The sequence below is a fragment of the Dyadobacter sp. CY312 genome (assembly GCF_021390535.1).
GTDB lineage: Bacteria > Bacteroidota > Bacteroidia > Cytophagales > Spirosomataceae > Dyadobacter.
This window is the reverse complement of sequence record NZ_JAJUXG010000033.1, coordinates 1-24,152: the sequence shown is the minus strand read 5'-3', so window position 1 is coordinate 24,152 and position 24,152 is coordinate 1. Positions and strand designations below refer to the sequence as shown.

At 41.5% G+C, this 24,152-nt stretch carries 31 protein-coding genes; 22 read left to right on the top strand and 9 right to left on the bottom strand.

Going from position 1 to position 24,152, the window contains the following annotated elements; genetic code table 11:
- Positions 1-671: 671 nt before the first annotated feature.
- The 6 genes from LZG71_RS28990 to LZG71_RS28965 form a co-directional block, all read right to left on the bottom strand.
- Complete coding sequence (locus LZG71_RS28990) at positions 672-1,241, bottom strand: sugar O-acetyltransferase (RefSeq protein ID WP_233826549.1); 570 nt, start codon at positions 1,239-1,241, stop codon at positions 672-674.
- 90 nt (positions 1,242-1,331) lie between these two features.
- Positions 1,332-1,628, bottom strand: coding sequence for a putative quinol monooxygenase (locus LZG71_RS28985; RefSeq protein ID WP_233826547.1), 297 nt, complete (start codon positions 1,626-1,628; stop codon positions 1,332-1,334).
- A 61-nt stretch (positions 1,629-1,689) separates the two neighbouring features.
- Positions 1,690-2,433, bottom strand: a complete 744-nt coding sequence (locus LZG71_RS28980; protein ID WP_233826545.1) for an SDR family oxidoreductase — start codon at positions 2,431-2,433, stop codon at positions 1,690-1,692.
- A gap of 19 nt (positions 2,434-2,452) precedes the next feature.
- Entirely contained in the window at positions 2,453-3,256 is an 804-nt protein-coding gene (locus LZG71_RS28975) for an SDR family oxidoreductase (protein WP_233826544.1), read from the bottom strand.
- Between the two features lie 64 nt (positions 3,257-3,320).
- Entirely contained in the window at positions 3,321-3,899 is a 579-nt protein-coding gene (locus LZG71_RS28970; protein ID WP_233826542.1) for a TetR/AcrR family transcriptional regulator, read from the bottom strand.
- Between the two features lie 681 nt (positions 3,900-4,580).
- Complete coding sequence (locus LZG71_RS28965) at positions 4,581-5,381, bottom strand: LexA family transcriptional regulator (RefSeq protein WP_233826540.1); 801 nt, start codon at positions 5,379-5,381, stop codon at positions 4,581-4,583.
- Positions 5,382-5,455: 74 nt separating this feature from the next.
- Here LZG71_RS28965 and dinB point away from each other — a divergent pair, with 74 nt between their 5' ends.
- The 3 genes from dinB (at position 5,456) to LZG71_RS28950 (ending at position 7,596) form a co-directional block, all read left to right on the top strand.
- On the top strand, positions 5,456-6,520 hold the full coding sequence (gene dinB / locus LZG71_RS28960) for a DNA polymerase IV (protein WP_233826538.1): 1,065 nt from the start codon (positions 5,456-5,458) through the stop codon (positions 6,518-6,520).
- A 176-nt stretch (positions 6,521-6,696) separates the two neighbouring features.
- Positions 6,697-7,143, top strand: coding sequence for a hypothetical protein (locus tag LZG71_RS28955; RefSeq protein ID WP_233826536.1), 447 nt, complete (start codon positions 6,697-6,699; stop codon positions 7,141-7,143).
- A 30-nt stretch (positions 7,144-7,173) separates the two neighbouring features.
- Positions 7,174-7,596 (top strand): DUF3995 domain-containing protein, encoded by a 423-nt coding sequence (locus LZG71_RS28950; protein WP_233826534.1) that lies wholly within the window; start codon positions 7,174-7,176, stop codon positions 7,594-7,596.
- Positions 7,597-7,713: 117 nt separating this feature from the next.
- Here LZG71_RS28950 and LZG71_RS28945 read toward each other — a convergent pair whose 3' ends face one another.
- Positions 7,714-8,073, bottom strand: a complete 360-nt coding sequence (locus LZG71_RS28945; protein ID WP_233826532.1) for a helix-turn-helix domain-containing protein — start codon at positions 8,071-8,073, stop codon at positions 7,714-7,716.
- A 101-nt stretch (positions 8,074-8,174) separates the two neighbouring features.
- Here LZG71_RS28945 and LZG71_RS28940 point away from each other — a divergent pair, with 101 nt between their 5' ends.
- Positions 8,175-9,341 carry an MFS transporter gene (locus LZG71_RS28940; protein WP_233826530.1) on the top strand — a complete coding sequence of 389 codons (1,167 nt, stop codon included), beginning with the start codon at positions 8,175-8,177 and terminating at the stop codon, positions 9,339-9,341.
- A 176-nt stretch (positions 9,342-9,517) separates the two neighbouring features.
- Here the strand turns inward: LZG71_RS28940 and LZG71_RS30645 are convergent, their stop codons facing one another.
- The gene (locus LZG71_RS30645; RefSeq protein ID WP_233826528.1) at positions 9,518-10,558 is read right to left on the bottom strand and encodes an exodeoxyribonuclease VII large subunit; all 1,041 of its coding nucleotides are present in this window, start codon (positions 10,556-10,558) and stop codon (positions 9,518-9,520) included.
- A 396-nt stretch (positions 10,559-10,954) separates the two neighbouring features.
- Between LZG71_RS30645 and LZG71_RS28930 the strand changes: the two genes are divergently transcribed.
- The 10 genes from LZG71_RS28930 to LZG71_RS28885 all read left to right on the top strand — a co-directional run bounded on the left by LZG71_RS28930 (position 10,955) and on the right by LZG71_RS28885 (position 17,184).
- On the top strand, positions 10,955-11,344 hold the full coding sequence (locus LZG71_RS28930; protein WP_233826526.1) for a single-stranded DNA-binding protein: 390 nt from the start codon (positions 10,955-10,957) through the stop codon (positions 11,342-11,344).
- A gap of 51 nt (positions 11,345-11,395) precedes the next feature.
- Positions 11,396-12,463, top strand: a complete 1,068-nt coding sequence (locus tag LZG71_RS28925) for a DUF932 domain-containing protein (protein ID WP_233826524.1) — start codon at positions 11,396-11,398, stop codon at positions 12,461-12,463.
- 55 nt (positions 12,464-12,518) lie between these two features.
- A complete protein-coding gene (locus tag LZG71_RS28920; RefSeq protein ID WP_233826522.1) occupies positions 12,519-12,896 on the top strand; it encodes a hypothetical protein in 378 nt (125 codons plus the stop codon).
- A 12-nt stretch (positions 12,897-12,908) separates the two neighbouring features.
- Complete coding sequence (locus tag LZG71_RS28915; RefSeq protein ID WP_233826521.1) at positions 12,909-13,361, top strand: hypothetical protein; 453 nt, start codon at positions 12,909-12,911, stop codon at positions 13,359-13,361.
- 26 nt (positions 13,362-13,387) lie between these two features.
- Positions 13,388-13,645, top strand: a complete 258-nt coding sequence (locus LZG71_RS28910; protein ID WP_233826519.1) for a hypothetical protein — start codon at positions 13,388-13,390, stop codon at positions 13,643-13,645.
- 35 nt (positions 13,646-13,680) lie between these two features.
- Positions 13,681-14,202, top strand: a complete 522-nt coding sequence (locus tag LZG71_RS28905; protein WP_233826517.1) for a prtrc system protein e — start codon at positions 13,681-13,683, stop codon at positions 14,200-14,202.
- Positions 14,203-14,214: 12 nt separating this feature from the next.
- The gene (locus tag LZG71_RS28900) at positions 14,215-14,433 is read left to right on the top strand and encodes a PRTRC system protein C (RefSeq protein ID WP_233826515.1); all 219 of its coding nucleotides are present in this window, start codon (positions 14,215-14,217) and stop codon (positions 14,431-14,433) included.
- Positions 14,434-14,501: 68 nt separating this feature from the next.
- Positions 14,502-15,593: a hypothetical protein gene (locus LZG71_RS28895; RefSeq protein ID WP_233826513.1), complete on the top strand. Its 1,092-nt coding sequence runs from the start codon at positions 14,502-14,504 to the stop codon at positions 15,591-15,593.
- Entirely contained in the window at positions 15,593-16,309 is a 717-nt protein-coding gene (locus LZG71_RS28890) for a PRTRC system protein B (RefSeq protein WP_233826511.1), read from the top strand. The genes LZG71_RS28895 and LZG71_RS28890 overlap by 1 nt, the downstream gene beginning before the upstream one ends.
- Positions 16,306-17,184 (top strand): PRTRC system ThiF family protein, encoded by an 879-nt coding sequence (locus LZG71_RS28885; protein ID WP_233826509.1) that lies wholly within the window; start codon positions 16,306-16,308, stop codon positions 17,182-17,184. The genes LZG71_RS28890 and LZG71_RS28885 overlap by 4 nt, the downstream gene beginning before the upstream one ends.
- 16 nt (positions 17,185-17,200) lie before the next feature.
- Here the strand turns inward: LZG71_RS28885 and LZG71_RS28880 are convergent, their stop codons facing one another.
- Positions 17,201-17,377, bottom strand: a complete 177-nt coding sequence (locus LZG71_RS28880) for a hypothetical protein (RefSeq protein ID WP_233826508.1) — start codon at positions 17,375-17,377, stop codon at positions 17,201-17,203.
- A gap of 214 nt (positions 17,378-17,591) precedes the next feature.
- On the opposite strand from LZG71_RS28880, the gene LZG71_RS28875 reads away from it, so the two are divergent.
- The 8 genes from LZG71_RS28875 to LZG71_RS28840 all read left to right on the top strand — a co-directional run bounded on the left by LZG71_RS28875 (position 17,592) and on the right by LZG71_RS28840 (position 23,808).
- Positions 17,592-18,167: a Crp/Fnr family transcriptional regulator gene (locus LZG71_RS28875; protein WP_233826506.1), complete on the top strand. Its 576-nt coding sequence runs from the start codon at positions 17,592-17,594 to the stop codon at positions 18,165-18,167.
- A 69-nt stretch (positions 18,168-18,236) separates the two neighbouring features.
- Entirely contained in the window at positions 18,237-19,088 is an 852-nt protein-coding gene (locus tag LZG71_RS28870) for an acyl-CoA thioester hydrolase/BAAT C-terminal domain-containing protein (RefSeq protein WP_233826504.1), read from the top strand.
- Between the two features lie 221 nt (positions 19,089-19,309).
- Positions 19,310-20,044 carry a helix-turn-helix domain-containing protein gene (locus tag LZG71_RS28865; RefSeq protein WP_233826502.1) on the top strand — a complete coding sequence of 245 codons (735 nt, stop codon included), beginning with the start codon at positions 19,310-19,312 and terminating at the stop codon, positions 20,042-20,044.
- A 65-nt stretch (positions 20,045-20,109) separates the two neighbouring features.
- The gene (locus tag LZG71_RS28860; protein ID WP_233826500.1) at positions 20,110-20,676 is read left to right on the top strand and encodes a dihydrofolate reductase family protein; all 567 of its coding nucleotides are present in this window, start codon (positions 20,110-20,112) and stop codon (positions 20,674-20,676) included.
- Positions 20,677-21,104: 428 nt separating this feature from the next.
- Entirely contained in the window at positions 21,105-21,899 is a 795-nt protein-coding gene (locus LZG71_RS28855; RefSeq protein WP_233826498.1) for a helix-turn-helix domain-containing protein, read from the top strand.
- A gap of 71 nt (positions 21,900-21,970) precedes the next feature.
- Complete coding sequence (locus LZG71_RS28850) at positions 21,971-22,336, top strand: VOC family protein (protein ID WP_233826496.1); 366 nt, start codon at positions 21,971-21,973, stop codon at positions 22,334-22,336.
- 15 nt (positions 22,337-22,351) lie between these two features.
- Complete coding sequence (locus tag LZG71_RS28845) at positions 22,352-23,206, top strand: SDR family oxidoreductase (protein WP_233826494.1); 855 nt, start codon at positions 22,352-22,354, stop codon at positions 23,204-23,206.
- A 2-nt stretch (positions 23,207-23,208) separates the two neighbouring features.
- Entirely contained in the window at positions 23,209-23,808 is a 600-nt protein-coding gene (locus tag LZG71_RS28840) for a hypothetical protein (RefSeq protein WP_233826492.1), read from the top strand.
- Positions 23,809-24,152 lie beyond the last annotated feature (344 nt).

Here is a 24,152-nt window from a genome sequence, read left to right as displayed (position 1 = left end):
ATTTTAATGGCTAAGCAGCTTGCCTGAAAGCATCTTTGGGCTATTATGTACAATTGGTACATTAAGCTTCATACTTTGTCTAGTTTGTTCTTTATTTGGATCTATCACGTCTTTATTTTGAAGCTTTAAGGTATTTTACTTATATTCAACAGGATAGGAAAGTCCTTTAATCCGAATCTTGGAGGTAATGGTTTTTGCCCATTGAGAAAGTCAAAACTAAATAATTAGTTGTTTAGCGTATATTTCCGCCCATTTGTAAGAAAAACCTCTGTCTTGTTCGGACTCAACTGCTACCAGTTTTTCGGATAATAGCAACAGATTATAGGTGTTTACTGCATTCGCTATCAGTCTTTTACATCCTTCCGATGTCAATTGTTCTTTTCGGGTGGCCCAGATCAATTCCTGATTATTGCCTACGGTGATAGCTTTATAACTGCTCAGTTACACTTAACTGAACAGTTATAAATCCATACATTTTAGTTCAGAGGAGTTTTTGATAGCACTCTGGTGGATCCAAACTTAATACTGCTATGACATATGCCGCAAGTCAGCTATAAAACCTTGGACAACTGATTCTTGTGTCGCCCAGCTGGGCACAAGGCGAATCGCAGCTTTCTGGTCATGAATTTATTTGATGATCATTTTAACTGAACCTTCGTCTGCCACAATATTCAAGCATGCAGGTTATCTCTAATCACACGGCAAGGATTGCCAACAGCAATTACATTAGCGGGTATATCCTTCGTTATCACACTTCCTGCACCGATTATGGTATTATCTCCTATGCTTACGCCTGGTAACACGATGACATTTCCGCCAAGCCAGACATTATTTCCAATAGAAATCGGATATGCATATTCAAGGCCGTTAATTCTTTGCTGGGTATCAGCCGGATGACCAGCTGTGTACAGGCTAACACCAGGAGCAAATAATACATTATTTCCAATGGTTACCGGTGCGCAGTCGAGAATGGTGCATCCAACATTCGCATAGAAATTATCTCCTACGTGGATATTGTAGCCATAATCGCAATGGAAGCGCTGCTCTACCCAAAAGTTCTCACCAACGGACCCGAAAAGTTCTTTTAATTTTTGCTTTCTCTCTTCGGCCTTGCGAGGATGAAGGGTATTGAATTGATAGAGCAAATCCATTGCGAGTTGTCTCTCTTCAAATAGTTCATTGTCGAATGCTAGATACAATTCTCCGGCTAGCATCTTCTCCTTTTCTGTTTTACTATCCATTTACGACTATTTTATATTTTGAATACTCCTTAAAGTCGAGAATTTTCATTCCGCTATTTCTCTGCACTTTTCGTCGAACATGCCATTTAATCAAACTTCTTCCAGATAGTCCACAATGGGCGGACCCGCCAGTTTTCCGTTTAAAAACGCAAAAAAATCTTTCACATACGTCTGTTCGTTATGCCAGACATATGCCTGCTCAGATTTATAAATTGCTAGAAGGACCAATGTGTTAGGTTCCTGTGTTCTTCTGTTCAGAATAAATGTTTCGCAACCATCTTCCAGCAAGATTTGCTCTCTGGTTGCCTTCGCTAGTGGCAAAACCTGCTCGATGCACTCCGCTTTTACAAGCATCGTCACGTTTGTGATAATCTTTTTAGGTTCCATTTTTCAACATTTTAATTGTAAAAACAAGTAGACGGGAAACCCAATTCCTGCCTACCGCTGATCATCCTTGATTCATCATATTAAATGCTCCCTGGGGATCTGAGAGATAGTATTTTCTGAATTCCGCAGTTTGGCCCACCTGAATCTCGTATTCTTCATTTTTAAAGCCATTCATCAACGCTTCTGCAACTTCGCTTGCGGGCATGCCATTCTGCTCTCCACCTATTTCTTTTGAAAATTCGGTGTTCACCAATGGTGGTATCAGTTCAAAAACCTTTATCCCGGTGTCTTTCGCAAGCGTATGTCTCAATGATAATGTATAAGAACGCAGGGCCGCCTTGCTATCCGCGTAGGAAGGCAGGTAAGCACCTGGGGCGAAGGCAGCAATGGAAGTCACGTTCACAATGGCAGCTTCCGGCTGACCTTTTAAAACGGGTATCAGTCCTTCGGTCAGGCGGATAACCGAAAAGTAGTTTGTCGCAAATTCGGCCGTTGCCTTCTGAAAAGCTCCCGCGTTTTCCCCATGTTTGTATAAAAAAGCAGCGCCTGCATTGTTAATCAGAACACTTAATTCCGGATAATCTTTTGAGATCGTTGCAACCAGCTTTTCGACATCGTCTTCATCATTGATATCACACCGAATCGCAACAGCATTATCCAGGCTCTGTGCTGCTGTTTGTATTTTGCTTTCTGTTCTTCCTACAAGAATGACCTTGTTACCGTCTTCACTAAGCAATTTTGCAGCTTCGTATCCAATGCCCGAGCCACCGCCGGTGATCAATACCGTTTTGTTTATGATTTCCATTTTAAGATTATTTAAATTACTAATTCGCCTTTTGTACATCCTTTAAAACGGAACCTTCAAACATCTTATGGGCATACGATTGTAGAAACAGGATCATTCCTGTCATTTTCCCTACCGGATTACTGAATGCTGGCTCCTTCGCATCAATTAATCTGGAAATGATCTGTATCACCGCAGTTGGCTCTTCGGCAGTATCAATTCCCTTTTGCGTGAATGCATTAACCTTAGGACGGTACTGGTTGTAATCAACAATACTCCCTGTCGATGATACTGCATTATGGCTCAGATTAGTCTTGAACCAAACCGGCTCTACCACACTCACCTTGATGTTAAACTGATTTAATTCGAACCGCAATGATTTAAAATAGCCTTCAACTGCGTGTTTCGACGCGGAATAGTAGGATAGGTTCGGTGGTCCAATCAGCCCGACAATGGAGCTTACTGTAATAATCTGTCCGGATTTTTGTTTTCGAAAAATTGGTAGCAAAGCATTGGTTACTTTGATAGTACCCCAGAAGTTAGTCTCAAATTGCTGTCTGCCTATTTCAATCGGTGTTTCTTCGGCGATCCCAGTTACCATATAACCGGCGTTGTTTACCAACACATCCAGTTTAGCTACCTGTTTGGTAATCTTTTCAGTGAACTCCTGAATAGACTGATCGTCTGAAATATCCAGTCGCAATAGCTTGAAGGGGAATTTTCCTTCGTATTTTTCCGGCGTACGGCTAGTACCGATCACGATGTGACCCCTATTATGAAGATCCTTTGCTAGTAATAAACCAAAGCCGGATGATGCTCCTGTGATTAAAATTGTCTTTCCCATTTTGTTAGTTATTTAAAGTTTATAATAATGTATCAATCGATACAGTTTGAGTTAAAAAAAGGTCTTACCCGAATACCTTTAAACTGAAATCAATCGTTGCCCTAAGTATTGACTGATCCTTTTCAATGGATTTGGTCGTATTTAATCCTGTCCATAGGTTTAAAAGGTATGTTTTCCAAAGTTCAGTTGGAATCGTCGGATTGATTGTTCCGGCATTTTTAGCGCGCAGCAAAGCGTCATAAAAGGCATCCGCTATGACCACCAGGTTTTTGACCGCAGCTTCTTTAAATTCGTTTTCATCAGCTTGAAAAATAGTATTACTGAAATAGCAGCCAAACTGGCTAAACTTACCGTTGGGTTCAGTCATCACATAATAATACTGTCTGATTGCTTCAACTGGATTATCGACGGTTTTGAGCAGATTTAGAAATGGCTGGGGATACAAGGTAAAAAAGCGTTGCATGGATTTGGCAAACAATTCTTGCTTACCTCCCTTATAAGCCAAATAAAAACTGCTGAAACCGATCCCCATGGCTTTTTGCAGATCCCGGGAGGATGCTTTTTCATAACCTTGCTGCCAAAACACATCGATAGCGGCATTCAGCGCAGCATCTTCATTGTATATTTTCTGCCTTCCAGCCATTGCTAATTATGTTTCATTGTTAAAGCGGTACAAATATAAGATATATTGTATCAATTGATACAATATATCTTATATTTTTTTTCCCCGACTTATATAATGCAGTGATAGCTGTTTAATTCACGCCTACCGCTGAGACTATGCCATTTTCCCAAGGTCTGATAGACTGTTTCGATTAGTAGTCATACTAACCAGAATTTTGAGGTAATATGTAACTGCTCAGAGCTGCAATTTAAAACGGTAGTTACAATAAAATCTAGATAAAAGTTAACATGTACTTTTAGAGCTAATCAACACCTCTTAAACCTGTTTGACCAAAACCGCCTTTTTGTAGGCTTAGGTTACCAACCTACAAAAGGCATATGTGCAGGTCGGCTATATGAACCAGTTTCAGCAACTACCTTCAGAAACCCATTTCAACAGCAATAATGTAATGAGAATTTTTGTTTTTCATAATCTTGACTTAAGACCAAAAAATTTATTGTTCCTCAGTAACTGCCTCTTAGAATCAAACATACTGTGTTAGTATACAGAGAAAAATCTACACGAAAGTCGTGACCGTTTTTCTCCCTTTCTTTCGTTTACCCCCCTTGTTGAAAAATGAAGATTTGTATTCCAGCAGTTCCTGTGGAAGCTTTAGTTGCCCTTCATCCTCAACGAGTTTTAATTACTCCATTGCCATGACTACTTTTCTCTTTTGATTTCCTTATGTATATCCATAATTGCCTTGCTCAGCACCTGCATATCCGTTTGCTGTTCCGGCAATTCCTTACTGCTAAAACTGTAAAACTTCCAGATTTCCAGTATGTCGTCGGCACCAACTGTATATGGATCATATAGTTTATTGTAGGATTTCAGCAGCACGCTATTATCCGGATTAACGGTCACCTGTTTGAAAACAAAATCCTGTTCCCCTTTCAGGATAACAATACAGGGCATGTTGGCTTTCAGGCTTTTCCAATCCTGAACGTATTGTCCTATTATATCGCTGCCTTCCGGAATGGGCAGCATCGAATCACCGGTCGTCGGAAAAATACGGTGGGTATGTCCTTTGGGCAGGTTGGGCATCGTAAACTTTGGAAACTGCGCCAGGTATTCGGGATCACTGTAACCCGCACGGTATCCTGCTTTGGCTTTCACAGGAATGTACTCGACATTCTCTTTGTTTTCGCTATTAACCGTAATCGCCAGCACCCTTATTTTTCCGCCGGTCAGATACACGTCGTTGCCTGCTTCCAGATCTCTGAGTTTTAGCTCTGACAGTTTCGAAAGGTCTATTCTTAGCAGGCTATCCACGCTGATCTTGAAAAAATCTGAGAAATTCAGATAGTCTTCCGGCTGTGGCGCCTTGGTATGCCCGTTCTCCAACGCATTCAATTTCGTACGCGTGAGTGAAATCCTGCCTGCAAGGGCTTCCTGGCTCATCTTCCTGCGTTCACGGAGGAATTTTATGTTGGTGTTGAAAAATATTTTTTGACTATCCATTTTATGTTTGCTATTATTACAATCAATGAAATGATACGAATTGTATCAAAAGTAACAAATAAATCGGAAAGGAGATGGAAAGGCATATTATTCACTGTGATCTGGATACATTTTTTGTATCTGTCGAAAGACTGCAAAATGACCGGCTGAAAGGCATGCCGGTATTGATCGGAGGAACCTCCGACCGTGGCGTAGTGGCATCGTGCAGTTACGAAGCACGAAAGTTCGGGATTCACAGTGCTATGCCCATGAAGCTCGCCCGGCAGTTGTGCCCCGAAGCCATCCTGGTTAAAGGCGATTACGACGAGTATAGCAAGTACTCCAATATGGTAACTGATATCATTTCAGAACGGGCACCGTTGGTGGAAAAAGCCAGCATCGATGAACACTATATCGATGTTTCCGGAATGGACCGTTTTTTCGGCACCTGGAAATGGACGCAAGAGCTGAGAACTAAAATTATCAAAGAGACAGGCTTGCCGATTTCTTTTGGTCTTTCCGGCAACAAGACCGTTTCAAAGATTGCAACTGGTGAAGCTAAGCCTTGCGGGGAAAAACAGGTAAATTCAGGCTTGGAACGGCCATTCCTGGCACCTTTATCCATCCGCAAGATTCCTATGATTGGCGAGAAGACCTATATGCAACTACGCAATATGGGTATCTCTAAGGTTTCGGCGTTACAGGAGATGCAGCCCAATAATATGCAGAAGCTCCTTGGTGTGAACGGTATTTCCATCTGGAAGAAAGCCAACGGCATTGATGACAGTCCTGTGGTAGCTTATTCGGAACGTAAATCCATCAGCAAGGAACACACTTTTGAAAAAGATACCATCGACATGGAGCTTCTTCGTAAGGTGTTGTTTTCTATGATTGATGAACTGGCCTTTGATCTTCGCCGGGATCAGAAGTTGGCTGCCACCCTTACGCTGAAAATACGATACAGCAATTTTGATACAGAAACCAAACAGATACGTGTGCCTTACACCTCATCCGAAAGGGTGTTGTCTTCAAGGCTGTTCGAACTGTTCAGCTCCCTGTATTCACGCCGTATGTTGATTCGCCTGGTCGGTGTCAAACTGAGTAACTATATTTTGGAGCAAGTAAGCTCTTTGAAAATGACACGATCTGGGTCAGTCTGAGCGGAGTCGAAGACCGGGCAACCAAATTAGCATCATTGATAATCAGTACTTTGTAAATGTGTCAATGGCAGTAATCTGGTCAGTGGCAGTTACCAGGTCAATCTTTTTGATGATACGGTTACGGATCTTAACCTCTCACAGGCAATGGACCGGATCAGGATTAAATATGGCAGTCAATGCTTTTTGAAAATGAATCCTCAAGACCAATTCTGCCAAAGCTGGAAACCTCTTTGCTGGAAGACTTGTACGACGAGATAGAGCTGATTGGATTTCCTGTTTCGGGAACTATGTTCAATATTGCAAAGAGTGACTATCGGGGTGATGTGCTGTCCAAAGACCTGCGCCAATATGAAGGCAAGGTGGTCCGGATGGTAGGTGATTTTGTTTGCGATAAACCTGTTCATACCAAAAATGGTAAGTACATGAAGTTTGGCACCTTTCTTGATGTGGAAGGTAACTTCTTCGATACCGTACATTTCCCTCCATCACTGAAAAATTTTCCTTTGAATGGAAATGGTGTCTATTTGGTGCAGGGAAAAGTAGTGCTGGATTTTGGCTACCCGGGTATTGAAGTTCAAAAGGTAGGCCGCATGCCTTTAAAGCCAGATCCGCGAAGTGTTTAACCCTTAGTTTAACCGTGTTAATTGAATAAGATGAATGTTGTTTTACCATTACTGAATGCTGCTGTTTTTCTGCTCCTTGCCATGTTGCATCTCTATTGGATGATTGGGGGTAACTGGGGCTATCATGCCGCAATACCAACGGATGGTAATGGCAGGAAGCTATTCCGGCCCGGCCCCGTAGCAACTTTTGCTGTGGCGCTCGGACTCATCCTATTTGCCTTAGTGAATATACTGCTCGCTGGTCTTCTGCCTCCGGTGATGCCAAAAGAGTATCTGCGTATTTCATTGATGATAATAGCTGGTATTTTTCTGTTGCGTGCTATTGGTGATTTCAGATATGTAGGGTTTAGCAAACGCTTTCGGAAAACAAGGTTTGCCGAAATGGACAGCAAATTTTATAGTCCGCTGTGTCTGGTATTGGCAATTATGAACAGCTGGTGGCTTATTCAATAGTTACCAGACAGGCCTGGTCCTTGCTGATACTGTTCTCTGGACAATAGAGAAAATATTTTTCATACAACCTATTATCAGTAAATAAAGCGTTGGAACCTCGTGTGCTTCTCAGATAAGTCATTTCATCAATGCCTTATGTCTTGCGCCCCACTTGTCTAAGGTGGCCCAGACTGGAATAAGCTCTTGTGCTATTTCTGTGAGTTCATAGTCAACTCTCGGTGGCACTTCGGCATACACGGTACGTTTGACCATTCCGTCCTTTTCTAATTCTCTCAGCTGCAGCGTGAGCATCCGTTCGCTGATGCCGGGAATGAGTTTTCTTATTTCCCCGAAACGCAACTTTCCTCCTTTCAGGTTACAAAGGATCAACAGTTTCCAGCGCCCACCTATTTTACAGACAGCATAGGTCAAATCAGATCCATCCAATAAACATTGCTCATTGAGCATATTGGTCGATTGCTCCTTTCTTTTTGCCATTACTTACAAATTTGTTAGTACCATACATTTGGTTGTATTGCCTACAAAAATAGGCGTTTGGATTTAGTTTTGCCCCTTCAATTCATAAAGAAATATAACAAATGAAAAAGTATGCTTACATAGGTTGCCTGGGTTTTATTGCGGTCATTACTACTGAATTTGGCATTATTGGTATTTTGCCCCAATTGGCGGAGTACTATAAGATCAGTATCGATAAGGCCGGAATTTTACTCAGTGCATTTGCGCTTGTGATAGCGCTGACGGGTCCATTTCTAACTTTGTTTACCTCCGGTATGGACCGCAAAAAACTAATGCTTTCAGCCATTTCCATTTTTGTTGTCACCGGCATTGTTTCTTCATTTGCACCTCCGTTCTGGCTTTTGGTATTGGTAAGAATTCTGCCTGCGTTTCTTCAGCCGGTTTACATTGCAACAGCTCTGTCCGTAGCTGTAGCCCGTGGTGACCGAAAAAATGAAAACGAGTTGATGGGCATTGTTTTTAGTGGCGTGGCTATTGCCATGGTCACTACCGTTCCGCTTGCAACCTACCTGGCCAGCATCAATTCATGGGAGTACTCCTTCATGCTGCAGACCCTGGTAAGTGTACTGGCATTAACCGTTATTTATTTTGCCTTGCCACCTATGCCCGTAAAGGAGAAACAATCTTATGGCAGTCAATTGAAAATACTTACACAGCCTACCTTCCTACTGAGCACTGCTATGAACTTCTTTATGATTTCGGGTTGGTTTGCCACTTACAGCTATTTTGCAGAATACCTCAACAAGGCAAAAAACATGGATAATACGTCGGTGAGCTATATGCTGTTCCTCTTTGGGGTTATCGGGGTGTTTGCCAATTGGATTTCCGGAAAAATGCTCAACATCAGTGTTCCGAAAACCACGGCATTCTTTCTTTCAGGCACAGTGCTGATACCAGTTTTACTGCATTATTCCGGTGGCAATACCATGGCAACTATTTTGGTAGTAGCCGTTTGGGGCTTTTTCTATTCACCAAGTTTTCTCAACGCATCCACATACATGATCTCCTCAGCTCCGCAGTCACTGGCATTTGCGAACAGTCTGGCCACTTCTTTCGGAAACTTGGGTGTTACCTTAGGAACGACAGTAGGTGGGTGGATTATCGTAACCAGGGGCGTTACTCATACTCCCTGGGTCGGATTCGGTTTTGGAATTCTGGCCTTTCTGATGATTATCCTGCGAAGTAGCATAGAGAGACGAAAACAATCTGCCACATTGCAGCCTTGTTGAATTTTAATTTACCGGTAACCAGCCTGATTTATCAAGGGTCTTGAATACAAAAAAAACGGCCCGGGAGATCCAGGCTGTTTTTCCACGTAAACCCTCCACTACTTGTAGTGTAGGGTTATTTGACGTAAATAGGAAACTGAGGTCACCGGATTTTTTTGAAGTTTGCCAACGTAATTTTATTTTAACCATAAAGCAACTATCAGAAGAAGCACCACACCTGCTATGGTTAGAAGCAGCGTCTTCACATAGTGTTGGTTTTTGGTTTGTTGTTGCGCCATACTTTTACGCATCGTAACTATTTCCTCCTCCCTTGCTTCTAGCTCATTGCGCGTAAGTGCAAGCGATAATTTTTTATCGTCAAGTTCTTTCTGGTATTTTCGAATGTCCTGAACTAATTCATTCAGGAACTTACCAAAATGAGTCGGCGTGGGAAAGGCACGGTCAGATAGCTTTGCCAGCAGAGGCTCCTCAACCTTGTGACCAATGGCTGTTATAAAGTGTAAGCCGCTTTCCAGCACCTTTTCACCCAGCTCCATGCTATCAAATATTTCAAGGCCGGTTCCACCACCTCGCATGAAAACCAGCAACGAGCACTTCTGCTTATCAATCTTGTAAACCGCGTCGATGATTTCCTTTTCCGACATCAAATTCGGTGTTATCCATGAAATGTCGTATTTGCGGTCCGCTTCGCCCAAAGCATCGGCGAAATCATGATCAACTATAGACCCACTACCTTTTATGATGACAATGTCCGGCCGTTCGTTTTTTGAGAGTTTTTTGACAAGCAGATTTGTTATGTTCATAAAGCCTCTGTCTATCCTCTCCTTGAATAAATCGTAGTTGGCTGCCGAGAACTGGCGTTTTGTTTTATCATGGCCTATTAATTCCAAAACCCTCATTCGTAACCGAAGCTGGCCATCATTAGTCATCGACCCTTTTTCCAGCGTGCCAATAAAAGTATAAAACCCGTCCTTTTTTAACTTGGCTCTTTGTTCAGAGCTTATGACGATGACCAGTTTTTCTTTGCGGTTCTCATCAATCAGCCCGTCATAATGAAACCCTTTAAGTCCGTCGCCAATACTCGGTACATAATACCCGCCAACCGACACAGGCATTCCATCAAAACGCGATTGTAATGAATTCCTGTATTGTGCTAAAAGATCTGATGGGCCGATTACAATAGTAGTCTGGCTGATAGCTGTAATTTCTTTTTCCACGATGTTTGATGATGAAGGTAAATAATAGCAATATATGATAAATGTAAAAATATATTTACAAATTCCTAGCCACCTTATGTAATGCATTGAGTTTGCTAAGACCATTTATCTCATGTAACCTTTAAACAGCTGCTTATTGCTGCCGCTTGTATGCGGGCTGTTTTCCTTCCCGTTTTATTTCTCCGAAAAATAATGCAGCCGCCCATTTGCCTGCAAGGGACTTTCGCGGCATATGCTCCCTGCGGTCCGCTATTCCACGGTTCCCTTGCCGTCAAGGCGGTTGCATTCTTCATTTTCCTACAAAAAAATCGGAAAGAGAATGAAAACAGCCAGACAAATATCGACCCAGCTACCAGTAAACAGCTTCAATAAATTTTACAATTAAAAAAAACAGTTATGGAAATCACAGGTCGAATCACAGCAGATGCAGTAGTAGCTACTACGAAATCAGACAAACAGGTTGTCAATTTCAATATAGCAGTCAATGACCGTTATCAGACCAAATCAGGTGAAAAGAGGGAAACAACAGAGTTTATCCGGTGCTCTTATTGGATAGGTTCGGGTATAGCGAAGGTACTAACCAAAGGCACGCTCGTTCAGATATTTGGACGTATCAGCACCAACGCATGGCAAGGCTCAGACGGACAGCCCAAAGCATCCCTTCAGTTCCATACCTCCAATATCAAAATATTGGGCGGTGGTAAAAGAAGTACAGCAGAGCAAACCCCACAAGCCAGTAACGGACATGCACCAACGCAGGACAAAAACGACGACCTGCCATTCTAAAATCTTCAATTTTTCTCCATCATTTTTTTAACCATCAAACATTTTTCAATCATGGCACACAATCTTTTTTATGACGAAGTAACAGGCAAACATTCTTTCTTTTCCGTAAAGGAAAAAGCATGGCACGGGTTAGGACAAATCGTTTCTTCCTATCCGACATCAGCCGAAGCCATTCAGCATGCAGGACTCGATTACGAGGTGGTAAAACAAAAATTGTTTATCCATAACGACCGCGATTATTTCAACAGTCCTGTAAATAAGGATATCCTGTTAGATCATGTTGAAGTTCCTGATTTTTTTGCCACCGTCCGTACCGACAACGGCATGCCTTTGGGTGTAGTGGGTAAGGACTATCAGGTACTGCAAAACCGGGAAGCCTTTTCATTCTTTGATAGCATTGTAGGCGGTGGTGACGGAGTTTTATATGAAACAGCTGGTTCGCTTGGAAAGGGTGAACGCATTTTCATAACTGCGAAACTACCCGACTATATCAAAGTGGGCAGTGACGATTTAATTGAAAAATACTTATTCCTCACAACCTCACACGATGGCAGCGGAAGCATTACCGCTGCATTTACCCCAATAAGAATTGTTTGTGCAAATACGCTTGGTGCTGCGCTTCGCAACATGACAAATGTTGTGCGTATAAGGCACACCGTAAATGCAAAATTACGCTTGGAACAGGCGCACAAAGTCATGGGGCTTGCCAACAATCTGAGCATTGAAATGGAGGGCATCTTTAATCAGTGGGCAAAAGTCCGCATCACAGATAAGGAAGTTCGTAAGCTCATTCAGATGGCGCTTGCATCCAATGCCGAAACACTCGGACAAATCAAGGACGGCAAAGTAGATGAATTTTCAACCGTTTTCAAAAACCAGTGCGAAGACGCTTTTTCCTACGCTATGCTCAACGATACACAGCAACTTGAAACCACAAAGGGTACTGTCTTTGGGGCCTTCAATGCGGTGACCGGCTATTTTCAAAATGTGCGGAACTACAAAAACGAAGAAGCCAAAGTAAAATCTATCCTCATGGGAGGAACTGGCGCAATTCGCACCCAAAAGGCTTTTGAACTCTGCAACGACTTTGCAAAATATGGGGCTGACAGTCTCTGCTAAGATTAATTTCCTCACAAGACCGCAGCAAACCGCTGCGGTCACAATCCCCACAGGTATGAAAAATTTTCAGGAACTAACAAACAGTGACAAAGCAAAACTGTTGCACCGCCTTTTCCCACAGCATATAGAAGACCTTATAAATTTTATAGAAGGTATGTGCCATACCGTACAGGAAGAACAGGAAAGCGGGCGCAGGTCATGGGACAACGGGTTTGTCACCTTCGACAGTTGGCTTTATCTGGCAGCAGATGTACAAAAGCAAATTGAAAAAAATAGACACAAAATCATTAGCCAGCACGGCTGCTTTGCATCCTTTTTATTCAGCGGATATACAGCATTGTTCAGCATTCATTGTGTGGTGACCTATACCGCAGTAAGAAGACACCCCGACAGCAAGTTTACCAATGCAGTTGATCTTTTCTTTAACCCGTAAACACATTACCTCATGGGACGTTACATGACCGTTGTTTTAAAAAAGCTGTACATCTACGATCAGTGGATTGATGTACTCAACAAAGAACTTGCTGATAGATTTGGGGCAAACACTTCCATGAAATTCAATACATGGAAATACCTGCAAGAGCAGTGCGATTACATTAATGAACACCCGGAGGGCAAAAAGCAGCTTCCACATTGGCAGCGTCCCATTACAACACAGACGCTGCATGAAAACTTCTTTTGGTATCATGTAGGCAACTTTTCATTTAAACTATCGGGCGACAATACGAGCGATGAAGCTCGGGATGCAGTAGCTGTATGCAAATGGCTGATAAAAACCCGATGTCGGTATATAGATAAAAGTCTTTCTAAAAATTACGGAATCGGAGTTGTGCAGCAGTATTTGAATGACCTCTTCATTGAAGCAGGTTATGACTTGGAAGCACTTTGGCGCATTTAATTTTCTAACTCAATCTTTACTTACTCATGAATACAATCATAGGATTTTCCACCGTACAGGTAGTCGGGTTTGTTTTACTACTCACAGGCTTGTTTGTTCGCCTCCTCATTGGCAAGCGTAGGTTTGACCGCCGTGGTGTTGGAGGTATGCAGCATTTCCGCAGCTACTGGACTGCGCTGATACTAACCTTTATCGAGTGGGTGGCAGGTATTGTTTCACTTATGATGATACTGTCAGGCTTATTGCTCCTGCTTGTCGAATGCTACAACCATAGCAAAATTTAACAAGCCAATTTTCTAACCATCAAATTTCAAATACAATGCAGACTAATTTCTTTGAACATATTGCAGCCCTTGACATTCAGGGAGAGCTGAAAATGACCTTTGTTAAAACAAAAGATAACACGCTCACAGTTTCAATTTTACTTAATAACGAAACCTGTGTGGACGATGCAAAAAATCTGATACCGCCCTTAATACTCAAAGGCACAGCAGAAGAATTAAACGCTGGTTTCTTCCCCAATATACAAGCCCCTTTACAGGTAACTTCTCAGCTCTTCGTAAATATGGAATCCTATGCAAAGCAACAGGAAATTGCCGCCCTGCAATCACAGATGGAAAAGGACAAAGCAAAGAAAGCAGAACAGCACAAATCGGATAAGGACAAAAAATATGAAGCTGCACTTAAAAAAGCAGAAGCGTTAGAAGCCGAGGGCAAATTTCGGGAGGCATGGGTTAAATTGCCTGACCCGTCCACATTCCCCGAACACGCTGACGACATAAGAAAACTCAGAAGTGAACTGTCCGCACAATTTGAACAAACCAGTCTTTTCCAATCTTAAAACATTTACGCCATGCTACTAGCCACCAAATTGGAAAGAATATTTCTTTTTGAGAACAAGGGACAACAGTTGACCCTTGCAGACCCCGACAGAAGTTTTAGCCCACAGGCTGTGCTGAACTTTTATGCGAACACTTATCCCATACTTGTTACTGCAAAAGTGTCCGCCCCTGAAATCAAGGACGACAGCGTACAGTACAGGTTTGAATCTGTCATGGGAACAAAGGGATAAAACAACGAGCAGATGAAAAGAAAACAACAGACCGCAAGGTTCATTCTCAATGAAAAATACAGCAAGCAATGGTCCATCAACCGCAACCTTGCCGCACTGGCAGACAAAATAAACAGTTTGCCAGACGCAGCCCAGGCCATACGGAGAAAACCCCGAAGCGTACCGCCCGAAATGCTGCCGATGGTTTTTTAAGGACAAAGTTTTTACCTCTCCGCGCTACATGTTATCAGGAACTGGAAAACAGAAGAGCAGTAGAAAAGGAGTTCTTTGATTCGCTTGAAAACCTTGCAATCCTGTATCAGTTTGAACCACTTGCAAAAAGCAATGCTGTTTATCCCTGTAACATTTCGAACGCTTATAAACATGCAGCGCAGCATTTAGTAGGACACTACAAGGATACAAGCCTCGCGATTATTAAAGATAGTACGCATAGTGCAACACTTGCAACCTACAAGGAATACTCAGTCGGGCAGACTCTTTACTATATTCCTGTATATAAGCTCTGGGACATAATGCAAGACAAAAAAGGAGCACAGAAATCTGAATTATTACAGTCGGTATTCGCCTACCTTTTTCAGATTGTCGAAATCCCGATGTACACACAACAGCAAAGTTATCTCTGCTACCAATATGAAATGGTTTACGAATGGTACAGTACGGACGAAGACATAGAGCAGCAGGATTGGGAGGACTTAAAGCAGGAGTTTTATCTTATGCTGCGTGCAGGAAAGTCATTGCAGCGCAAGCTTTCAAATCCCTGCCATCTTGTTGCATTTGAAAATCGGTTGAAGAATTTTATCCCTAACAATGAATCCGAAGCTGAGTTTAGAAGCCTTGCAGCGGAATTTTATAAACTGAATTGTGACTTTCCGAATCATTCGGTTTTCGATTACATCGAAGCAGGACTTGATTCGCTTGAAACAGAAGAACGTGTTACTGCTTATCAATACCTTTCATTCATCTATGATTTAGATAGCACCATAGCCCATGATTTGTTTAACGGTATCAATGCAGAGTTACAGGAATGCAGTATCATGGATAATCCTTTTGCAGTGCAGCTTTTTGACAAGCCCCAAAATAACATTGACATGAATCTTGACTTTCCGCAAAAGTTGTTCTCGCTACTTGATGATTTGTGTGACCTTTTAAAAATACTCTAATGGAAAATATCACCGCATTATTTGATGATGTATATCTGCCCGAATCAGGGTTTGTCATTTACAGAAACCGCAAGGACACAAGCGACTGTTATGTTGAATCCTTTGACATAGGCGAAGACGGAAGTCCAATAAACCTGCATCCACTGTCTGTCGAAGAAAGCACTGCTCTGGCAAAGGCTCTTGATACCTCGAAGGCAATGCAAAAATCCTTTCTAAAACCCAAAGGACTGATACCCGATACCGTCCTATATCTCGACCCTTCGCAGCAGGGTTGTGTAATCTGGTATAGCCTGCCGCAGATGTTGGATTTATTTTTCGTTGCGGATTTAAACATTCCAAACAGAAAAGCTTGTATTCCTTCGTTGGTTTGGAAAGCAACCAAAACGGAGCTTTGTGTTTATGCGCTTAAATCAGATGTTAAGCCTGATTTGCAGACGCCATTGTATCATGCTCCATTTTTCAACCTTTACAAAAGCGGTAAAGTATGCATGGGTACGGTAGATGTACAAATAGGCGAATCCGTTTCGCTTGAAAATTTTATAGAAAGCTGGCAGCAGTATTTCTTTCGTAGCTATTTCAGTCACCTCATAGAATCCCACAATCCTGTAAAGGGTAATATCGTTCAGTTATGGCAAAAGCAAATGCAAACAGAAAAGGCTTTTCCATCAGGTGCTTTGATTAAAACAAAACTCACCCTAAAATCACTTATCCAATGAATACGCCTATAATCAAACCTGTTATGCACTTTGCACCTGCTTATCTGTTAAGCCCGACAAATCCAATAACGGTAAACCTGATTGGAGCGGGTGGAACAGGAAGCCGTGTACTGACAGCTCTTGCAGAAATGAATCATTCGCTCAACGCCCTCGGGCATGCAGGATTATATGTGCGTATGTTTGATGATGATGTAATAACCCATGCTAATCTGGGAAGACAGCGGTTTGCTGTCTCTGAACTTGGCCTTAAAAAAACTGTAGCGCGGATAAACAATATCAACCGCTTTTTCGGTACAAATTGGAAATCAGTTCCGTATCAGTTCAGCCAAGAGAATTTGCAACGTTTCAATTCATTTGTTTGTGCAAACATATTCATCAGTTGTGTAGACAGCGTATCGGCAAGGATGCAGATTGCTGAATTGCTCAAAAGTCTTGCCGACAGTAGTACACAGCATAGAGACAGACCATTTTATTGGATGGATTACGGCAATAGCAAAAGCACGGGACAGGTTATTCTTTCAACAATCGGCGATATTCTTCAACCTGCTTCAAAGAAATTCAAGACCATAAAAAACCTTCCTTTTGTAACTGATGAATTTGGCAGTCTGTTACAGTCGTCTGAAACTGCCGACAACACGCCAAGCTGTTCACTTCCCGAAGCCTTAGAAAAACAAGACTTATTTATCAATGCTACAATAACGCAACTTGGAAGCGCATTGTTATGGTCATTACTGCGACAAGGTATGACAGAGAACAGAGGTATTTTTGTAAATCTCGAAACGCTGATAACACAGCCTTTAAAAGTTGCTGAAACTTTTAGTAACGCCCGCGTTGGAAGCGGGCGCTACTTTTCTTTGCTCGCCCAAGAAAAGTAGCAAAAGAAAGGGCGTATTATTCCAGCTTATTAAAATGATTTGTTGCGCCAAAAAGCAGCTGGCCGAAACCACTTCCTTCTTTGGTCGGAACAGGTTTCGGGCAGGGAATCGGTATAACCATTGCTGCAACATTCATCGGAAAAGCCGCTGATGTCTTTGCAAAGGTTACTGTGTCATTATATCGTATTTTCAAGCAAACAATTATGTATCCGAAGCAGATTGTTTAAACTAAGCAATAGTTGGCTATAGCCTAAATTAAGCGCTCATGGGTATTGAGGTGATACTTGATAGTATTCAATCGTGTCAATGTGCTTTTAAAGAAACCCAATGTCTCCCTTTTTGTAAAAGGAAAGTAGAACTCACGAATAACCCTAAATTTGATAGGATTTAAAAGGAAAGCCATTACTATGACTGAAATAAATACTGCCCTATTTCGGCATTTTGAAAAGTACATTAGCTTATCTGATGAGCTGAAATCTGCTTTGAACGATCGGATTAGTTTTGCAGCGTTCAAAAAGGGGGAGTTGGTTCACGACGCCAATAAGATTTGCACGAAATCCTACTTCATCCAAAAGGGGCTTTTCAGAGCTTACTTTATAAAGGATGGAAAAGAAATCAGTGAATATTTCCCCGCCGAAAACGAATGGTCTAACTCCCCGAAAAGTTTTATCACAAGGCAAAAAGATATTTACTTCATTGAGGCTATTGAGGATTCTGAAACATTTTGTCTGAGTGTGGAAGACCTTGTTTTTTTGTTTGATCATTACCCGGAAATGGAACGTTATTCCAGACTGTCAATGGGCACCGTTTTCGGGCACCTTATGGAACGGATTACTTCATTACGCTTCACTACTGCCAAAGAGAAGTACGAGCATTTTATTCGCACATACAATGATATACACCATCGTATTCCCTTAGGAATGGTGGCATCCTATCTTGGGATTGCTCAGGAGACTCTAAGCAGGATAAGATCGGAGCGGTGATTTTTTGATCTGGGTCAAATGTTTTATCATCAGGGAAGACGACTTTTGTGATAACCAAAAACAACTGTCATGAACCTGCGACCTTTATTCCTTCTCTTTTTAAGTCTTTCATCCTTTTCTGCATTTTCTCAGGATACATTAGAGGTGCCGAATGTTGAAGCCATTCTTTATACAGGAAACGGAAAGAATCAACCGTTGGTTGTTGGTTTGGGTGGCTCAGAAGGCGGCAATGCCTGGGGGACAGATCGCTGGGAAAAAGTCCGGAATGAATTTACCGAAAAGGGATATGCATTTCTTGCCGTCGGATATTTCGGATGCAAAGGCACTCCGGAAATTTTAGACAGAATTGCTGTTGATGACGTTTACAAGGCCATCGCAGCTGCAAAAAAGCAAAAGAATGTAAGCAAGGGTGGTGTTGCTGTTGTTGGAGGATCAAGGGGTGCTGACCTGGCATTGTTGCTGGGCAGTTATTACAGCGATATCAATTGTGTGATTGGAATGTCGTCCAGTCATGCGGTTTTCCCCGGACATACGCAGGAGTTTAATTCTTCCTGTTGGACATTTGATGGAAAGGAGTTGTCTTTTATCCCTGTGAACGAAGAGTCTGTCCCGTTTTTAATGAAACGTGATTTGAGGGGAGCGTTTGAAACAATGATGAAAGATTCCGTTGCCGAACAAAAGGCTATGATAAAAGTAGAGAAAATCAAAGGGGCCATTCTTTTGCTATCCGCAACCAGCGATGAGATAATCCCCGCTGTAAAGATGGGAGAAAAAATGATTTCCAGATTGGTCAGCAGCCAGTTTCAATACCCTTATAAACATGTTGTTCTTGAAGGCTCCCACGAGGAGCCGACGAAACATTTTGATAAAATATTTGCCTTTATGGAGCTTAACTTCAAGCAAAGGCACCTCACTAAATAGAAGTATTTCCTGTATTTAAATCAGGCCACTATAATGATTGGGATTGACCCAATAGCCCGAAACTACTTCCTGCTTCGATAGGCAGATTTCTGAAATTAAAGCGCTTATTCAAACCAGGAGTATAGCTGGATCAATGCGCTTCAAAAGCCAGAAGAATAATGTAGAATTTTAAAACTTTTATATTTGTGGTTACGGGTAATGTATGCTAAAATCACGTTGTCATGGAATATAAAGAAACAACACCCTGTATAGAGTTAGTGCCTTTTATTCATTCCTTCTGGGAAATGAAAGGTGGTGAACACGACCGGCAATGGGAGCGCAACTTTCCGGATGGATGCCCGGGTTTGGTAATAAATTTGGGAGATACTTGTGTTACAGATAACGGTTCCGTTGCTATGGAATTCGGGAAAACCTATGTCGTTGGTACAATGACTTCGTTTAAGGATAGCTTCATCGACAATAGCACTCATCTGTTGGGAGTATGTCTGAAACCGGCAACTTTTTCAAATTTCTACAACTACGCTGCACAAAATGAGCTTACAGGCAGCACCATCGAATTAGACCGAAAGCTCTCATTTGATATCGACAGAATATTTCAAAACCCTGCCAACTACCTAAATCAGTTTTACACTGACAGGATCAGAAAACAGGATAATCCGCTGCATTCAATTTTAAAAGATATCCATAACCGTAAGGGACAATTGACTATTGATGAGCTTGCCAAAAGGAACTACACCACCATCAGGCAGTTAGAACGAAATTTCAAAGAGCATATAGGAATTACTCCGAAAGAATATTCGAATGTTGTTCGCTTTCAAAATGCTATGAGGATAATTCAGAGCGAGGGCGGGAAGAGAAGCTTACTGGATATTGCATTTGAGTGTGGCTTTTACGATCATGCACATCTGGCCAATAATATAAGGCGGCACACAGGGCTGGCACCGACACAACTCTAATTTGTCGCATTTTTCCAAAGCATAAAATAATGCCCGCATTAATTTGCAAGAAATTAGATATAACAATGAAAAGAATAGTTTTAAATCTGGCAGTTACACTAGACGGTTTTATTGAAGGTCCTAACGGTGAAATTGATTGGTGTATTATGGAGGAAGACATGAACTTCGGAGCATTTATCGAAAGTGTTGACACGATGTTCTATGGAAGAGTAAGTTACGACGCTTGGGGGAATTACCACCCGGAGGATCATGCAGATTCGGCAGAAAAAAAGATGTGGGAAGGAATCCACTCTAAGAATAAATTTGTTTTTTCCAGTCAGAACCGAACTGATGAGAAAGCCACTTTTATATCTTCTGATATTGCAAATAAGGTTAGAGAAATAAAGGAAGAAGGCGGCAAGGATATCTGGCTTTACGGCGGTGCCAGCCTGATACGGACATTTATAAAATTGGGACTTATTGATGTTTACAAAATTTCTGTCCATCCCGTCGCTCTTGGTAAGGGTAAGCCCTTGTTTGAAGATATTAATCAACGCATCGGATTGAAGTTGACTGGGACAAGAGTATTTAAATCAGGTGTGGTTGAGCTTACTTATGTGTCTGGAAATGAAATAGATGCTATCCGCAACTGATACTGCTTGAAGATTTATTCATCCGGAAAAAATGTATAGTACCTATACCTTTATTGAGCCATCAAATGTAAATACTTGCCCGAAACCACTTCCTTCTAATGACTTCGGGCAATTTATTTAGTGTAACCCTTGCTATAATGCTGTTCGAGAGAGCCGCTGATTCCGCAAACTTTACGGTCATTAACACCTGTTTTTCCCTGACCATATTATGGCGCACATCAATGTTATTATTTCAATAGCCAAAGTACCGTGCAGTATTCGAAAGTAATTATATTTGAATCCGGAGATAAGCTCTTGTAATCATTTACAGTCTGTTTTAAGACACTTGAAATGGTTAAGCTTAATCTTGCTGCCGGCTTGATAGAGGTCGATTTGTAGCTACTTAGCGATTCTATGAACTTGCCGATAAACGGGACGGAACACAAAAAATGAACTATCAACAAATACATCCTGCAGAACCATTGCGGAAATACGTCCGGTACTTTTGGACGTTGGGAGATAATGATATTAATTTCTCACATAAGACGTTCAAAATAGTGTCTGATGGTCTGCCAGGATTGATTTTTCAAGAAAACCCCAAATCATTTTTCGACGAAAACGATAAACTACTTCCACAAGTATTTCTTTACGGACAAACCACGAAGCATACAAATCACGCTGCAAAAGATCATTTTAGAAATATCGGTATATATTTTCAGCCGACTGCCTTGAAATCTGTTTTCGGAATTGATGCAAATGAACTTACCAACAAGCACGTTGACATCAGCGAATTGTTTAAAAACGATTTGGCCGACCAGCTTTCCAACAGCCGTACAACTTGTGAAAGAATTGAATTGTTATCGTCATTTTTGATGCAACAAGCTAACCAAAAGAAAATAGAAAACAGAAAAGTAAACTTTGCTGCAGCACAACTATTGAGAGGCGTTAGTTTACGGCATGTTCAAAACGAATTGGACATATCTGAACGTTCTTTGGAGAGGTATTTTAGACAGTACGTTGGTATACCACCTAAAATGTATACCAGAATAAACCGCTTTCAATCCGCTTTGGAAAGTCTGCGACAAACCCCATCTGATAAGCTTACAGACATCGCTTATCAAAATAATTATTTCGACCAATCTCATTTTATCAGAGACTTTAATGAGTTTGCTGGAACAAGCCCGAAGCATTTTAGGCTTAGGGCAAACGAGCAGGTGGCAAACTTTCCGGAATGGAAAATTTAAGCGTTGTCGGTTTTATCCAATTTCGAAATTTTAAGTCAAGTTAATTTTGTGTCATCATAAAAAAAAGGAAAATGATGAACAACGTAATTACTTGGTTTGAGTTGCCGGTACAAGATTTTGACAGGGCAAAAAAATTCTACGAAAATGTATTGGAAATCTCTTTGACAGAAATGGAAGCAGAAGGTTTTAAATCCCTGGCTTTTCCGTTTGACGGAAGTAATGTCTCAGGGTCATTGATACAAGGCCAAGGCGGTCAGTCAAACCGGTCCGCAATGCTGTATTTCAATGCAGGACAAAAGTTACATCCCGCACTTGAAAGGGTGAAGGCGAACAACGGTAAAATTGTAATGGAAACTACTCCGATAAAATCCGGTACTATTGCTCATGTTTTGGATAGCGAGGGCAACAGGATTGCGCTATTTGCATTGGAAGCCTAAACCACAAACAAAGCTATGATAGCTATTACAGGAGCAAATGGAAATTTAGGTAAAGCAACCATTGCATTTTTATTGCAGAAAATAGAACCTGAAGACATCGTTGCCATCGTCCGGAATCCGGAAACGGTAAGGGAGTTCAAGCAAAAAGGCATTATTGTCAGACAAGCAGATTACAATGATTCCGCCACGCTTAAAGGGGCATTTAGAGGTGTAGAAACGGTTTTGCAGATTTCTACTATTGGGGTGGATACAGAAACTTCTAAACAGCAAGAAGCAAATGTTGTTAAGGCTATGGCAGAAAACAATGTAAAGCACATTGTTTATACCAGTATGGTTAAAGCCCACGCAAATACTATTTTTCAAGGAACGCAGACACAATATCAGACGGAAGAGCTGATAGCAAAGACAAACATACCCTATACAATTTTCAGGAACAGTATGTACATGGAAGCCATACCTGAATTTATGGGAAATGCTCTCCAGACGGGAGAAATCCGTTATCCGTCGGGAAACGGGAAGGTAAGTTTTGTGTCAAGGAATAATATTGCGGAAGCCCTTGCAAATGTTCTGGCAGAACCCACGAGCCTGAGCGAAACATACGAAATAACCGGGAGCAGAGCCTATACATTTGCCGAATTGGCACAGTTGATAAATGCTGAGAAGAAAATGAATGTCCAGCACATTGATATTTCAGATACAATTTTCAGAGAAGAGCTCATAGCCCACCAACTGCCGGTGCAAGTGGCGGATTTATTGGTTAGTATGGCCCATGCTATTAAAGCAGGCGAATTTTCCTATACAGATAGTACACTTGAAAAATTACTTGGTAGAGCACCATTAAGTTTGAGTGAATATGTCAGAGGCTTGTAACTATGTTATTTAAAGAGATACATTTAAGAGGAATAAGGTCAGGTAACATTACATTGGCATTTCGAAAGTGGCAGAAAGCTTTCGTAAAAAAGGGAAGCCTTCTGCATACCTCCATTGGTCTAGTTCAGATCCATGCAATTGAAGCTATAAATGAAAGTGATATTACCAGCCAGGATGCTTTGAATGCAGGATTTCCTGACAAAAAACAGTTGGTACAGTCATTTGTGCAAAATGGCGAAGGCACTATTTTTAAAATCTCTATTAGCTATCATTCCGCAGACCCCAGAATAAAATTAAGGGAGCAATCTGAAATATCTGAACAGCAATTTGCTGATTTGAAAAAGAAGTTAGTTCGGTTAGACAATCTCAGTAAGCACGGACATTGGACAGAAAGAATTTTATTGACGATAAAGGATAATCCCAATTTGCACGCTGTCGGTATTGCCATGCAAACTGGCTTTGAAAAAGAGTGGTTAAAACTCAATATCCGAAAACTGAAAAATTTAGGTTTGACCATTAGCCATAATATAGGCTATGAACTATCGCCTTTAGGAGAAAAGTTTATCGAGAGGTTTTCTGGCGATATGACAGGTGCAGTGTAGAATAGCAATTTTTATTTCAACTTTGAAATCAATAAATTAAAATTATCAATTACCAGGGTCGGTTCGTCAATCATAATAAAGTGTCCTGATTTTGTTGTGGAAACATGAGTGAAATCGGCTACATCCTTTCCTAACAATTCGTGTGCACTATAAAAAATTTGCTTGTCTGACAAAGGATGCGTGGCATCTACTTGCATGCTGGTCAGCACAATCACTGGTACGTTTGGCAAAGAAGGGTGAGGTGGTCTAGAAAAGCGGCACACTTTTTTGCATAAATTTTGCAAAAATGGAGAGTCAAAAAGCGAACAAAGGACGTCGCAGTTACGAACCCGATTTTAAAGCCG